Origin of the sequence: Egicoccus sp. AB-alg6-2 (assembly GCF_041821025.1) — a bacterium.
Taxonomy (GTDB): Bacteria; Actinomycetota; Nitriliruptoria; order Nitriliruptorales; family Nitriliruptoraceae; genus Egicoccus.
This window is the reverse complement of sequence record NZ_JBGUAY010000005.1, coordinates 185,765-200,023: the sequence shown is the minus strand read 5'-3', so window position 1 is coordinate 200,023 and position 14,259 is coordinate 185,765. Positions and strand designations below refer to the sequence as shown.

13 protein-coding genes are annotated in these 14,259 nt (G+C 71.6%); 9 read left to right on the top strand and 4 right to left on the bottom strand.

What is annotated here, in order from left to right; all coding sequences use genetic code 11:
- Positions 1-16 precede the first annotated feature (16 nt).
- The gene (locus ACERMF_RS10425; RefSeq protein ID WP_373669018.1) at positions 17-625 is read right to left on the bottom strand and encodes a GAF domain-containing protein; all 609 of its coding nucleotides are present in this window, start codon (positions 623-625) and stop codon (positions 17-19) included.
- 126 nt (positions 626-751) lie between these two features.
- The gene (locus ACERMF_RS10420; RefSeq protein ID WP_373669017.1) at positions 752-2,272 is read right to left on the bottom strand and encodes an HD domain-containing phosphohydrolase; all 1,521 of its coding nucleotides are present in this window, start codon (positions 2,270-2,272) and stop codon (positions 752-754) included.
- 131 nt (positions 2,273-2,403) lie between these two features.
- On the opposite strand from ACERMF_RS10420, the gene ACERMF_RS10415 reads away from it, so the two are divergent.
- Positions 2,404-3,588, top strand: coding sequence for an MFS transporter (locus ACERMF_RS10415; RefSeq protein ID WP_373669016.1), 1,185 nt, complete (start codon positions 2,404-2,406; stop codon positions 3,586-3,588).
- Between the two features lie 106 nt (positions 3,589-3,694).
- Here ACERMF_RS10415 and ACERMF_RS10410 read toward each other — a convergent pair whose 3' ends face one another.
- Both ACERMF_RS10410 and aspA read right to left on the bottom strand, forming a co-directional pair.
- On the bottom strand, positions 3,695-5,119 hold the full coding sequence (locus ACERMF_RS10410; RefSeq protein ID WP_373669015.1) for an anaerobic C4-dicarboxylate transporter: 1,425 nt from the start codon (positions 5,117-5,119) through the stop codon (positions 3,695-3,697).
- 95 nt (positions 5,120-5,214) lie between these two features.
- A complete protein-coding gene (gene aspA / locus ACERMF_RS10405) occupies positions 5,215-6,669 on the bottom strand; it encodes an aspartate ammonia-lyase (RefSeq protein ID WP_373669014.1) in 1,455 nt (484 codons plus the stop codon).
- A gap of 257 nt (positions 6,670-6,926) precedes the next feature.
- Between aspA and ACERMF_RS10400 the strand changes: the two genes are divergently transcribed.
- The 8 genes from ACERMF_RS10400 to xylA all read left to right on the top strand — a co-directional run bounded on the left by ACERMF_RS10400 (position 6,927) and on the right by xylA (position 14,246).
- Positions 6,927-7,616, top strand: a complete 690-nt coding sequence (locus tag ACERMF_RS10400; RefSeq protein ID WP_373669013.1) for a response regulator transcription factor — start codon at positions 6,927-6,929, stop codon at positions 7,614-7,616.
- Positions 7,613-8,626 (top strand): ATP-binding protein, encoded by a 1,014-nt coding sequence (locus ACERMF_RS10395; RefSeq protein WP_373669012.1) that lies wholly within the window; start codon positions 7,613-7,615, stop codon positions 8,624-8,626. The genes ACERMF_RS10400 and ACERMF_RS10395 overlap by 4 nt, the downstream gene beginning before the upstream one ends.
- Positions 8,623-10,131: a DUF4153 domain-containing protein gene (locus tag ACERMF_RS10390; protein ID WP_373669011.1), complete on the top strand. Its 1,509-nt coding sequence runs from the start codon at positions 8,623-8,625 to the stop codon at positions 10,129-10,131. Before ACERMF_RS10395 ends, ACERMF_RS10390 begins: the two co-directional genes overlap by 4 nt.
- An 81-nt stretch (positions 10,132-10,212) precedes the next feature.
- The gene (locus tag ACERMF_RS10385) at positions 10,213-11,025 is read left to right on the top strand and encodes an IclR family transcriptional regulator (protein WP_373669254.1); all 813 of its coding nucleotides are present in this window, start codon (positions 10,213-10,215) and stop codon (positions 11,023-11,025) included.
- A 26-nt stretch (positions 11,026-11,051) separates the two neighbouring features.
- Positions 11,052-11,981, top strand: coding sequence for an alpha/beta fold hydrolase (locus tag ACERMF_RS10380; protein WP_373669010.1), 930 nt, complete (start codon positions 11,052-11,054; stop codon positions 11,979-11,981).
- The gene (locus ACERMF_RS10375; RefSeq protein WP_373669009.1) at positions 11,978-12,556 is read left to right on the top strand and encodes a DJ-1/PfpI family protein; all 579 of its coding nucleotides are present in this window, start codon (positions 11,978-11,980) and stop codon (positions 12,554-12,556) included. The genes ACERMF_RS10380 and ACERMF_RS10375 overlap by 4 nt, the downstream gene beginning before the upstream one ends.
- 239 nt (positions 12,557-12,795) lie before the next feature.
- Positions 12,796-12,954: a CsbD family protein gene (locus ACERMF_RS10370; protein WP_373669008.1), complete on the top strand. Its 159-nt coding sequence runs from the start codon at positions 12,796-12,798 to the stop codon at positions 12,952-12,954.
- A gap of 104 nt (positions 12,955-13,058) precedes the next feature.
- Positions 13,059-14,246, top strand: coding sequence for a xylose isomerase (gene xylA, locus ACERMF_RS10365; RefSeq protein ID WP_373669007.1), 1,188 nt, complete (start codon positions 13,059-13,061; stop codon positions 14,244-14,246).
- Positions 14,247-14,259 lie beyond the last annotated feature (13 nt).

Sequence of the window (14,259 nt, the reverse complement as noted above, 5' to 3'; positions counted from 1 at the left end):
CGGTCGTGCCGGGCGGTCAGCGGTCGGCGGTCGAACGGTCCTCGCGTGCCGACCGCTGGTCGAGCAGCCGCTGGTAGCGGCGGTGGGCACGACCTCGGGCGAGCGCGGCCGCGAGCGGTCCCATCAGGCGCCGGAGCGGGGCCAGCGTCTGCTCGTCGAGGTCACCGGGTGCGGCGCCGAAGACGTTGAGCGCGCCGATCGTCTCACCGGCGTTCACCAGGGGGAGGCCGGCAACCGAACTGAAGCCGAGTTCGAGGGCGCGCTGGCTGAAGTTCGGCCAGCGGTCGTCGGTGCGCACGTCGCTGACCAGTTGCTCGACGCCGGTGTCGAGCGCGACGACGCACGGCCCCTCGTGCAGTCGGTACTCGAGTTCGTCGACCGTCTGCGCAGCCGCATCGGTGGTGGCGGCCGTCACCAGCTCGCCGTCGACCGACAGGGCGGTCACCGAGGCGGCCGCGAGGCCAGGCGCGGCGGTGAGCGCGACCGCGAGCAGTTCGTCGAGGATCTCCTCGACCGGCGGCGGCCCCGCGACCAACTCGCCGAGCAGCGCCAGGGCCTCGCCGTACGCGCGTTGGAGTTCGGCGCCCCGCTGGGCGTCGGCTTCGCTGCGTTCGCCGTCGGGCATGGACCTGCTCCGTGTTCGGACGCCCGGGGTCGGGCGCCGGCGTCGAAGAGCCTACGCGTGGCCGGCGGCCCTCGCCGGACGGCCTCGACGACCTCGCCGCGCGCTGCTCCGGCACCCCTCACCTGGTCACCGCAACAGGCCGTGTTCCACCGCGAACAGGGCGGCGGCGGCCCGGGTGGAGGTGCCGAGCTTGCCGTAGATGTGCTGGACGTGGTGTTCCGCGGTGCGGGAGGAGATGACCAGTGCGGCGGCGACCTCACGGTTGGTGGCGCCTCGCGCGAGGAGCCGCAGGACCTCGACCTCGCGGTCGGTGAGCCCGGCCGGCCGGGCACCTCGTCCCGGTGGAACCGACTGGCCCGCCGCCTCGATGACGGCTCGCGCGCAGTCGCCGTCGATCGTGCCGGCAGCGGCCTCCGCTGCCAGTTGCTCGGCGGCCTGCGGCGCAGTGACCCCTGGCCGGTGTGGTCGGTCCTGGGTCATGGCCTGGAACGTGTCCGCGGCCGCCAGCGCCCGCGCCTCGATGTCGATCGCCTGGCGATCGAGTCCCCGGTGGTAGCCCGATCCGTCGAGGCGCTCGTGATGCAGCCCCGCGATACGCGCGAGGCCGGCCAGCGTCGGGGAACGCTCGAGGATGCGCTCGGTGTAGTACGGGTGCAGGCGGACCTGTTCCCACTGTCCGGCGGTCAACCTCCGGGGACTGGCCCAGACCGCCCCCGAGACGGCCACGCGGCCGAGGTCGTGCAGCAGCCCCGCGCGCCGGACGAGAGCGATCCGCTCCGGCGCCAGGCCGAGCCCGGCGGCGGCAGCGCCCGCGAGTTCGGCGACCTCGGTGGAGTGGCCCAGCGTCGTGGGCGACTTCAGGTCGGTCAGGTCGGCGAACACGGCCGCGATCTCGTCCAGCCTGGAGGGCGGCACGCACCGGAGCGGGCGTGGCTCGACCGCCACGACCTCGCCCCAGACGTCGATCGCGGACATGCGTTCGAGCAACCTCGGGCCGACCCGGGCGAATGCATCCGCCACGGCCGGGTCGAACCACCGGCCGCTCCGCTCGCGCACCATCGCGAGCGCGACCTGAGGACCGCCGATCCGGTCGAAGATCACGGCCTGGGCGGCGACCAGGGCGAACCGGGCCGCGAGCGCGATGCCGTCGCCGTTCCGCCGGTAGGCGCCGGTTCGGCCGTCCCAGGTCTCGGTGCTGTCGAGCAGACCGGCCTGGACGCCGGCGCCGAGGCGAAGCCGCTCGGCCATCCGCGTACCGACCTCACACACGGAGCGCAGGATGGCCGCATTGCTCTCCTTTCCGGACGCCAACGTGCGTTTCAGGTGCCGGGCGCGGCGCACACCCTGCCCGCGCCCCACGAGTGCGAGGGTCTCGAGCGTCCCGCGCACCGTCGTCTCGTCGGTGCTCTCGAGCTGGGCGAGCACCTCCCGGTCGTCACCGAACAGGTGCGTCAGTTCGTGCATCGGTGCCGTACAGCCGAGGTGCTGCAACAGCGCGGTGTAGTAGACGTCGTGGACGATCGGCTCGGGAAGGCCGGAAGCTCGGGCCAGCTCGGTGGCGAGCAGGCACGAGCGAATCGCCTTCTCCGGCGGGTGGCCCATCCCGAGATCCGTCGTCACGGACAGCGCGGCCAAGAGCTCGGCCAACCTCAGTTCGTCGTCCACGGCTCTGCCGGTTCGGCTGCTCCCACGATGTCACGCCACAGATGGGTAGGTCTACCGATGTGATCGTCCGGTGCGAGGGCCAGGGTGGGACCATCGACACCGAGGAACCGACCATGCTCACCCACGCATCGGCGACCGCGCCCACGCGGCCGCGCTTGTTCACTCCGGCCTTCGCGGCGCTTGCGGCGGCCTCGTTGGCCTACTTCACCGCAGCCGGAATGCTCCTGCCCGCGCTGCCGAGATACGTCACGAGCATCCTCGGGGGAGGCGACATCGCCGTCGGGCTGGTGTTCGGGACCTTCAGCGTGTCCGCCGTCCTCTTGCGTCCCGCCGCCGGGGTGTACGGCGACCGGCGTGGCCGCCGACCGCTGATGCTCGTCGGCGCGTTCGTGTTCGCGGTCTCGGTGCTTGCGTACGGGCTCGCGACCACGCCGACGATCCTGGCCGGCATCCGCCTGGTGAGCGGCGCCGGCGAGGCGCTGTTCTTCGTCGGCATGCTGACCACGTTCACCGACCTCGCACCTCCACAGCGCCGAGGCGAGGCCATGAGCCTCGCGTCGCTGTCGCTCTACCTCGGCATCGGCATCGGGCCCGTCGCCGCCGAGGCGATCGTCGGCCGCTTCGGATTCACGGGCGTGTGGATGGCGACGGCCGCCGCCGCGGTGCTCGCGGCGAGCCTGGTGGCGCGTGTTCCCGAGACCCGCCCCGCGAGGTGTGCGTCATCGGCCGCGCGTCCGCGCCTCGTGCACCCGGCCGGACTACTGCCGGGGGTGGTGCTGATGGCCAGCATCATCGGCATGGCCGGCTTCCTCGCCTTCGTCCCGTTGCACGTCCTCGACCTCGGCATGAGCGGGGCGGCCACCGTGCTGCTGGTGTTCGCCGGCGTGGTCGTGCTCGTGCGGAGCGCCGGCGCGCGCCTTCCCGACGCGCTCGGCCCCGGCCGCGCCATCCGGACGGCGCTGGTGCTGTCGGTCGCGGGGCTCACCATCGTCGGCGTCTGGCACACCCCGTTGGGCCTGGTGTCCGGTGCCGTGATCCTGGCGGTCGGGATCGCGCTGCTCACGCCATCGGTGTTCGCACTGGCCGTCGCCGTCGCCCCTGCGGACGAACGCAGCCAGGTCATGGCGACGACCTCGGCGTTCATCGACATCGCGTTCGGCGCGGGGCCGCTCGGAATGGGGATCGTCGCGGCCGTCGCCGGGCGGCCCGCGGTCTTCCTCGCCGGCGCCGTGGCGGCGGCGGCCGGTCTCGCGGTGGTCACGGTCACCCGACTCGGGGCGACGGCGCCACGACGATGATGTCGCGTCGTCCGGGGAGCCGCCTCGACCGGGACGGTCAGGCGCACCCGAGGCAGACAGGACAGCGCCCCCGGTCGAGAGCCGGGGGCGCCTGCGAGCGGGGTGGTCAGAGGACGATGGAACCGATCACGAACCCGAAGACGACCGCCAACGCGATGTTGATCAGCCCCGGGATGATGAACGGGTGGTTGAAGACGAACTTGCCGATGCGGGTGGATCCCGTGTCGTCCATCTCGACCGCGGCGAGCAGGGTCGGGTAGGTCGGCAGGATGAACAGCGCCGACACGGCGGGGAACGCGGCGATGGCGCCCAGCGGACCGACGCCGAGGGCGAGGGCAGCCGGCATCAGTGCCTTGGTGGTCGCCGCCTGCGAGTACAGCAGCGCGGACGCGAAGACGAGCACGATCGCCAGCGTCCAGGGACGCGTCGAGAGCACGTCACCGGCGAGGGCCTGGATCTGCTCCATGCGGGCGTTGACGAACGTTGTACCGAGCCATGCCACACCGAGGATGCAGACGGTGGCGCTCATGCCGGACTGGAACACCTGCGACTTGAGGATCTTCGCGGGGTCGAACCTGGCGACGAACGCGATGAGGGCCCCCACGGTCAGCATGATCGTGATGATGGCCTCGTTGCGCGGCAGCGTCGGCTCGGTGATGAGGCCGACCGTGTCGCTGATCGACGTGGCGTAGGCGACGACGGCGAGGATGCCGGCGAGGAAGAACAGCACCGAGCGACGTCCCATCCTGTCGACCGGACGTGCCCCGGGGGAGAGCGGCGCGACGGGCTGGCCACCGTCGGCCGGGCCGTCGGCGAGACCGCCGAGAGACGAGCCCCCGCCCACGCCAGCACCGACCAGGGCACGGGACTCGGCGGCCGCCTGCTGCGAGGCGGTGACCTTGACCAGGCCCTTGGCGACGCGCTCCTGGTAGACGGGATCCTTCGCCAGCGGCTTGCCCAGCATGTTGGCGACGAACGAGGTCACGATGACGGCCAGGAGGGTCGACGGGATCGCGATCGCGAGCAACTGCACGTAGTCGACGCCCTGGGGCTCGAGCACGCTCGCGAAGAACACCACGGCCGCCGAGATCGGGGAGGCGGTGATCGCCATCTGCGACGCCACGACGGCGATCGAGAGCGGCTTGGACGGCCGGATGTCGTTCTCCTTGGAGACCTCGACGATGACCGGAAGCGTCGAGAAGGCGGTGTGGCCGGTCCCGGCGAACAAGGTCATGAAGTAGGTGACGATGGGGGCCCACAGCGTGATCTGCCGGGGGTGTCGACGAAGGAACCGGTCGGCGACGCCGACGAGGTAGTCCATGCCGCCGGCGACCTGCATCGCCGCGATCGCGGCGATCACGGCCATGATGATGGCGATGACGTCGAAGGGGATGGCGGCCTGATCGACGGGGACGCCGATCAGACCGAGCAGCAGCACGCCGATACCGCCGGCGAGGCCGATGCCGATGGATCCGAGTCGGGCACCGATGAAGATGGCACCCATCACGATGAGGAGTTCGAGTGCGAGCATGATCGTTCATGTCCTGCGTGGCAGCGCGCCACGCGGCAGTAGGGAGTTGCGGGGATGACGCGGGAAGACGCTGGTAGCTGGAAGGACGACCGGGGTCAGGCGAGTGCGGGCATGACGGGCAGGCCCCGCTCTCCCTCGGCGTAGACGCGCCCCGGGTAGCGCGGACGGAGCAGGTTCTCGGGCGAGAGCAGCTGGTCGAGGTGGGCCTCGTCGAGCAGTCCCATCTCGAGCACCACCTCGCGCACGCTCTTTCCCGTGCGCGCGCAGGTGGCGCCGACGCGGTCGCCGTTGTGGTGGCCGATCACCTCGTTGAGGTAGGTCACGATCCCGATCGAGTTGAGGACCTGCGCCTCGCAGACCTCGGGATTGGCCGTGATGCCGACCACGCACCGCTCGCGGAGGTTGTCGCAGGCGTTGGTGAGGAGGCGGAAGGACTCGAACATCGACTGCGCGAGACCCGGCTCCATGACGTTGAGCTGCAGTTGTCCGGCCTCGGCCGCCATCGTGATGGTCACGTCGTTGCCGACCACCTTGAAGCAGACCTGGTTGACGACCTCGGGGATGACCGGATTGACCTTCGCCGGCATGATCGACGAACCGGCCTGCAGTTCGGGCAGGTTGATCTCGTTGAGCCCGGCGCGCGGACCCGACGACAGCAGCCGCAGGTCGTTGCAGATCTTGGAGAGCTTGACGGCGGCCCGCTTGGCGGCGGCGTGCATCGCCACGTACGCGCCGTTGTCGGAGGTCGCCTCGACGAGGTCGGCCGAGGACACGATCGGCAGGCCAGTCACCTCGGCGAGCCGGTTGGCCGCCACCCGTGCGTAGCCCTCGGGCGTGTTGAGCCCGGTGCCGATGGCCGTCGCGCCGAGGTTGACCTCGAGCAACAGCAGCGAGACCCGACGGAGCGTGCGGATCTCCTCGCGCAACGTGGTCGCGAAGCCGTGGAACTCCTGGCCGAGGGTCATCGGCACGGCGTCCTGCAGCTGCGTGCGGCCCATCTTGAGCACGCCCGCGAACTCCTGCCCCTTCGCGTCGAACGCGTCGGCGAGTGCACTGATCGCGCTGACCAGGATCTGGGCGCGACGGTGGACGGCGAGCCGGAACCCCGTGGGATAGGCGTCGTTGGTCGACTGCGACTTGTTGACGTGGTCGTTGGGGTTGATGACGTCGTAGCGGCCCTTCTCGTACCCGAGCAGTTCGAGCGCGAGGTTGGCCACGACCTCGTTGGTGTTCATGTTGACCGACGTCCCGGCGCCGCCCTGGAAGACGTCCACCGGGAACTGGTCCATGCAGCGACCCTCGTCGAGGATCACGTTACAGGCGGCGATGATGGCGTTGGCGATGTCGTGGGGCAGCACGTGCAGGTCGCGGTTGGCGAGTGCGGACGCCTTCTTGACCTCGACCATGGCCCGGATGAACTGGGGCAGGTCGTTGATCGTCATCGTGCTGATCGTGAAGTTCTCGATGGCGCGAAGGGTGTGGACGCCGTAGTAGGCGTCTGCGGGGACCTCGCGGGGACCGAGCAGGTCCTCTTCGGTGCGCGTCGACATGGGCGTGGTTTTCCGGACGGGAGGAGGGCGTCGATGCCGAGGGATCGCCTCGTACACCGGCGGGTCCGGCCGCGGGTCGTGCGGGAGATCGACCGGACCGCCACAGCATCGACGACGCCGGCGTGCCCGTCGCACGCGCAAGGTCACCTGTTTCCGGACCATTGGTCCTGTGCATGGCGGGTCCTCTGCCGGCGTCTGCACGAAATCCGCACAACTCCGCCACGGTCGACCGACATCCGCTCCGTACAGTCCCGGGCATGGACGAGACGACGACGATCGCCGTGATCGAGGACGAGGTCACCATCGCCACCTCGGTGGCGAAGCGACTGCAGGCCGAGGGTCACCGCGTGGAGATCGCCCACGACGGGCTGGCCGGCGTGGCCCTGTGCGAGCGCATCCGCCCCGACGTGGTCGTCCTGGACGTGATGCTCCCGGGGATCGACGGGTACGAGGTGTGTCGGCGCATCCAGCGGGAGCGTCCGGTTCCCGTGCTGATGCTGACCGCCCGCGACGACGAGACCGACCTGCTGGTCGGGCTCGGTGTGGGGGCGGACGACTACCTCACGAAGCCGTTCAGCATGCGCGAGCTGGTCGCGCGGGTCGCCGCCCTGCTGCGTCGCGTCGAGCGGGCAGCGGCCGCAGCCGACGCCGACCCGGCACCGATCGCGGTCGGCGACGTCCTGGTCGACCGCGGACGCCGGCTCGTGTCGGTCGCGGGCGAGGAGGTGGAGCTGACCGTCACCGAGTTCGACCTGCTGCTGCAGCTGGTCGAGCGCCCGGGCCGGGTGCTCACCCGTGGGCAACTGCTCCGCCAGGTGTGGGGACACCACGACGCGGCGGCGACCCGCACCGTCGACTCCCATGTCGCCGCCTTGCGCCGCAAGCTCGGCCGCGACCGCATCCGTACCGTCCACGGGGTGGGCTACGCGTTTCTGGAGCCACGATGAGGCCGCTCGACCGGGTCGGGTCCCTCAAGCTCAAACTGGGGCTGGTCATCGTGGCAGCGGTCCTGGTGACCATCGGCGTGCTCGAGCTGGGGCGATGGGCCGGCTGGCCGACGGTGCCCGTCGCCTTCGGCGCCCTGGTGATCGCGCTGGCCATGGTGCAACTCCTGGCGCACGGTATGACGTTTCCGTTGCGGCAGATGGCGCACGCGGCGTCGCAACTGGCGGCCGGGCAGCGGCACGAACCGGTCACGGCGAGCGCTCGGGACGAGGTCGGCGCCCTCGCGCGTGCCTTCAACCGCATGGCCGACGAGGTGGCGGAGACCGATCGTCTGCGTCGCGACCTGGTGGCCAACGTCTCGCACGAACTCCGGACCCCGATCGCCGCGATGCGCGCCGTCCTCGAGAACCTCGCCGACGGTGTCGAGGAGCCCGATCCCGCCACCCTCGAACGTCTCGTCCGCCAGACCGAGCGGCTCCAGTCGCTGGTCGAGGACCTGCTCGACCTGTCCCGGCTCGAGGCCGGTGTCGTGGACCTCGAGGTCACCACGGTGACGGCCAGCGAACTGCTGGCCGAGGCCGTCGACCTGGTCGCGGCCGCCCCGGGCGCACCGGTACGGACGTCGGTGGAACCCGCGGACCTGCAGTTTCCCGGCGACGACCGTCGCCTGGTGCAGGTGCTGGTGAACCTGATCGACAACGCCCGGGCCCATGCCCCCGAGGACAGCGATGTCGAGGTGGCCGCGGTGCAACGCGGCGGTGACGTCGAGCTGTCGGTGACCGACCGCGGTCCGGGTGTCGCCGCCCACGACGTCGAGCGCATCTTCGAACGTTTTCACCGCGGTGATGTCGCCGGCGACGGTCCGGGGGTGCACGACGGCGGCACCGGCCTCGGCCTGGCGATCACCCGTTGGATCGTCGACCTGCACGGCGGTCGCATCCACGTCGACGACCGCCACCGACCGGGCTGCCGCATGGTCGTGACGCTGCCGAGGACATCGGGAACCGCATGAACGAGGACCGGACCACCGCCATGAGCCACGCCCCGACATCGGACGCCCCCGAGCTGGACCCCGCCGGGATCAGCCCTCCGCCGCCGCTGACCCAGGCGCAACGGGCTGCCGTCATCGGCGCCGGAGTCGTCGCGGCGATCGCGCTCCCGGACCACGAACCGGGCCTCGGCCTCGCCGTGACGTGGGTGGCCATCGTCGCCGCCGTGCTGCTGACGCGCCCTTCCGGTACCTGGGCCGGCGCCTGGCGGCGATCGATGATCGCCGTGGCGGCGCTGGCCGCCGGGCTCCCCGCATGGTCGGACGCGGGCTGGGTCGTGGCGCCGGCCCTGCTCGTCGCGGTCGGTGTCGCCGTGCTGGGGTTCGCCGGTGGTGCCACCTGGCTGGGGATGGTGCGGCCGGCGCTGCGGTGCGTCCCCGTCGGGTTCGGTTCGTTCGGGGCGGTGGCCGCCGGGCTCCGTGACGCGCTGCCCACCGACGTCCGACGCCATCCCGGGGTCCGCGCCACCCTGCTGACCATCGTCCTGCTCGGCGTGTTCGGTGCGCTCTTCGCGTCGGCCGACCGGTTGTTCGGCCGACTCGTGGAACGCTTCCTGGTGCCCGATCTCGACCTCGGTCTGTTCCCCGTACGCGCCTTCGTCGCCGTGTTGGTGACGGTCGGTGCGGCGACACTGGTCCGGCTGCGCGCCCGCGCCCGCGACGACCGGCCGGTACCGGCACCCTCGCGTCACCTGCGCGGCATCGAGTGGCAGGTGCCGCTCGGCGCGCTGGTCCTGCTGTTCGCCGGCTTCGTCGCGCTCCAGTTCGGGGTGCTGTTCGGCGGGCACGAACGCGTGTTGGCGACCGCCGGGCTGACCTATGCCGAGTACGCCCGGGGCGGGTTCGCCCAGCTCGTCGCCGTCGCGGTGCTGACGCTGGTCGTGATCGCCGCGACGGGCCGTTACGCGGCGGCCGGGACGCTGCGCGAGGTCCGTGTCCGGCGTGGCCTGCTCGCCGGCCTGTGCCTGCTGACCCTGGTGGTCCTCCTCTCGGCCCACCACCGTCTGTCCCTCTACGAGGACGCGTTCGGCTTCACGCGGCTGCGCTTCGCCGCCACGGCCGTCATCGTGTGGCTCGCCGTCGTGTTCTTCCTGGTCCTCGCGGCCGGCGCCACCAGGAAGGTCGGGCTCCTGCCCCGTGCGCTCGCGCTGGTCACGGCCCTGGCCGTCTCGGGTATCGGCTACCTGCAGCCGGACGCGCGCATCGCCGAATGGAATGTCGAGCGCTACCTCGCCGAGGGACGCATCGACGTGGACTACCTCGCCGACCTCAGCGCGGACGCCGTTCCAGCGCTGCTGGAGCTACCGGACGAGGTTCGCGGCTGCGTCCTCGGTCCGCATGTCGTCGACCTCGTGCAGGGCGCGGACGGACGGTGGCCGGCCTGGAGCATGACCCGTGCGCGGGCCGAGCGGCTCCTCGAGGCGCACGGGCCGCTCCCTGCCTGTGGCGAGGCCGCTCGCGGCGGCTGACCGCGTCCGCGAGCGGTCGTCGCGATGAGCGCGGGGTGTCGCTCGCTACGGTCTGCCTCTCCGATCAGCGGCGGGCACGTGATGGTGGGCGAACAGGTCCCGGGAGCGACGCGTGCGTTGGCCGTGCTCCGCTACCTGGCCAGCCAACCGCGACCGGTCAACGCGGCGGCGATCACCCGAGCGCTGGGCCTGCCCCGCTCCACGACCTACCACCTGCTGGCCGCCCTGGAGCGTGAGCGATTCGTGACCCACCTTCCCGAAGAGCGCCGGTACGCGCTCGGGGTGGCGGCGTTCGAGATCGGTTCGGCCTACCTGCGGCACGCCGGGCTGGAGCGTCTCGCCCGGCCGCTGCTGGCGTCGTTGGTCGACGAGACCGGCGAGACGGGGCACCTCGGCGTCCTGGACGGGCGCGAGACGCTGTATCTGCTCGAGCAGCGCTCGCCGGTCGGTGACGTGCTCGTCTCCGACGTCGGCGTGCGGCTGCCGGCACACCTCACCGCCTCGGGGCGGGCGTTGCTGTCGTGGTTGCCGCGCGCACAGGTCACCGCCCTGTTCCCCACCTCGGCGTCGTTGTCCCGACGTACCGAACGGGGGCCGACGAGCGTGGCCGCCCTGCGGCGCATCCTGGCCGCCGACCGGCAGCGCGGCTGGGCGGTCGAGGACGGGGAGGTGACCGCCGGTTTCGCATCGGTCGCGGCCGCGGCGTTCGACCATGCTGGCCGGCCCGTCGCCGCCTTCGCCATCACCTTCCGCGACCGCCGGCACGACGACGAGGATCGCGTCGTGCTGGCCGATCTCGTCGTCGGCCGTGCACAGGCGCTCACCGCCAGGCTGGGTGGCCGGTGGTCCGTCGACGCTCGTCGGCGTGCCCGTGCGGACGGGGCGACCTCGTAACCTCTGCTCCACGTGGAGGAGCGACGATGTGGCGTGAGGGGTATGTCCTCGGGGGCGAGACGCGCTTCTTCGTCCGCGTGCTCGGTTCCGCCGGCTGGTCGCCCGGCGAGCAGACCGCCGACCGCGACGACGAGCTGATCGTGCTGTTGCACGGTTGGCCGCAGGACGGCTCGTCCTGGCGGCACGTCGCACCCGTGCTCGCCGACGCGGGCTACCGCGTCGCCTGCCCCGACCTCAAGGGGTTCGGGCGCACCACCGCGCCCCGCGGTACCCGGTACGACCCGGAGTCGCTCGCCGACGAGATCAGCCGCCTGATCCGTAACCTGCATGCCAGGAAGGCGGTCCTCGTCGGCCACGACTGGGGTGGTCCGGTCGCGCTCGCAACGGCCTTCCGGCACCCCGGCATGGTCCGGGCGCTGGTGGTGGCGTCCGCCCCGCTGCGGAAGATCGACCTGCGGCGCGCGTGGCACATCCCGCTGCTCAACCTGCCGATCCTGCCGGAACTGGCCTTCAAGGCGGCGCCGAGGTCGTTGGTCGGGGCCGGCATCCGGCATGCGGCGGCGCGTCCGGAGGCGATCAGCCAGCACGCCATCGACGAGTACGCCCGCGCGGTGTCGGCGCGGCCACGTGGATGGCTGCCCTACTACCGGGAGCTGTCGCGCCGTGCCGTCCTCGACGCGACCGTGCGCCGGGTCCGTCGACGCAGCGGCTGGTTGCCCGATCCGCAGACGCCGCACCGGCTGCGGGTCCCCGCCACGGTGCTGTGGGGCGAGCAGGACCCCGTGACCCCGTTCTCCCTGGCGGCCGGCGTCGGGCGCGACCTCGACGCGCCGGTCGTGCCGATCCCGGGCACGGGCCACTTCATCCACGAGGAGGATCCGCTCGCCGTCGCGCAGGCGATCCTCGAGCTGGTCGGGCCCGGCGCGTACGCCCAGGAAGGCGGCGTGTCGCGATGAGGATCGCCATCCACGTGTTCGACGGGGTCGAGGAGCTCGACTGGGTCGGACCGTGGGAGGTGTTCGGCGTCTGGCGCCAGCTCGACGAGACGGTCGAACAGGTCACGGTGGCTCGCGAGGCCGGGGTCGTACGTTGCGCGAAGGGCGTCGAGGTCGTACCGACCACCAGCTGGGCCGAGCTCGGTCCGGTCGACCTGCTCGTCTATCCGGGTGGCATGGGCACGCGCGGCCATCTCGGCGACGAGGCGGTGCGGGCGTGGGTCCGCGACCGGCACGCGGCGGGGACGACCATGGCCAGCGTCTGCACCGGCGCGTTGGTGTACGCCGATGCCGGCCTGCTCGACGGACGGCCGGCCACGACCCACTGGCGATCGCTCGATCTGCTGGCCGAACTCGGCCGCGACATCGAGGTGCGGCCCGACGACCGGTTCGTCGACGATGGCGACGTCGTGACGGCGTCAGGGATCTCGGCGGGGATCGACGTCGCGTTGCACCTCGTCGCCCGCTTCGCCGGTGTCGAGCGTGCCCGCGAGGTGCGCCGCAACATGCAGTACGACCCCGAACCGCCCGTCTGAGTCCGAAATAGGACGACGCCCCCGACCGTCGTGGTCGGGGGCGTCGGAAGATCAGTCCGCAGCCGTCGCGGGCGAACACACGATCCGGCCGGGCGAGAGCATGCCACGGCCACGTCCGCAGCGGGAGGGCTGTTCGGCCGGGGCCGTACGCGGTCCGTGGGACGGGTGTGAGCGGCGCCCGACCGGCCGACACTGTCCGGCGCGGCGGCACGCCGCACGACCCCGAACACGGAGACGACATGGGCAGCACGGGCGACAAGGTCAAGGGCAAGGCGAACGAACTCGCGGGCAAGGCCACCGGGGACAAGACCCAGGAGGTCAAGGGCAAGGGTCAGCAGACCAAGGGCGATGCGAAGGACGCGGTCGCGGGTGCGCTCGACCCCGACCCCGAGGAGTAGCCACCCGGCGGCGACGGCCGGCCGGCCTCCCGGCCCTTGGCGGCGGTAGGTTCGCGGACGACGTGATCCGCGAGCGACCCGCCACGGGTCGGGAGGCAGCTTCGATGGCACCGACACCCACCAGCGACGACCGCTTCTCGTTCGGTCTGTGGACCGTCGGGTGGCAGGCACAGGACCAGTTCGGGTCCGCGAGTCGCGGACCGCTCGATCCGGTCGACGCGGTGGAGAAGCTCGCCGAACTCGGCGCCTGGGGCATCACGCTCCACGACGACGACCTGGTTCCGTTCGGCTCTGACGACGCCACGCGCGACGCGATCCTGAAGCGCTTCCGTGCCGCGCTCGACGCGACCGGTCTGGTCGTGCCCATGATCACCACCAACACCTTCTCCCACCCGGTCTTCAAGGACGGTGCGTTCACCGCCAACGACCGTGAGGTGCGGCGCTACGGGCTGCGGAAGGTGCTTCGCAACGTCGACCTGGCGGCCGAACTCGGAGCCCGGACCTTCGTCATGTGGGGCGGCCGCGAAGGCAGCGAGTACGACGCGTCGAAGGACCTCAACGCCGCCTTCGACCGCTACCGCGAGGGGATCGACACGGTCGCCGGCTACATCAAGGAGCAGGGCTACGAGCTTCGCATCGCGCTGGAGCCGAAGCCCAATGAGCCCCGCGGCGACATCCTCCTCCCGACCGTCGGACACGCCCTGGCCTTCATCGCCGAACTCGAGCATGGTGACATCGTCGGTCTCAATCCCGAGACCGGGCACGAGCAGATGGCGGGCCTGAACTTCACGCACGGGATCGCGCAGGCACTGTGGGCGGGCAAGCTGTTCCACATCGATCTCAACGGCCAGCGCAGCATCAAGTTCGACCAGGACCTCGTCTTCGGTCACGGCGACCTGATCTCGGCCTTCTTCACGGTCGACCTGCTCGAGAACGGGTTCCCCGGCGGAGGGCCGCGCTACGACGGTCCGCGTCACTTCGACTACAAGCCGTCGCGTACCGAGGGCTACGACGGCGTCTGGGCCTCGGCCGCGGCGAACATGGAGATGTACCTGTTGCTCAAGGAGCGGGCCGCCGCGTTCCGGGCCGACACGGAGGTGGCCGAGGCGCTGCAAGCCTCGCGCGTACCGCAACTCGCGGAGCCGACCCTCGGTGAGGGCGAGTCGCTCGCCGACCTGCGCGCCGACCGTGGCACGTTCGAGGACTTCGACGTCGAGGCTGCCGCGGGCCGCTCGTCGGCATTCGTCCACCTCAACCAGCTGGCCATGCGCCACCTGCTGGGCGCGCGCTGATAACGGACCGGCA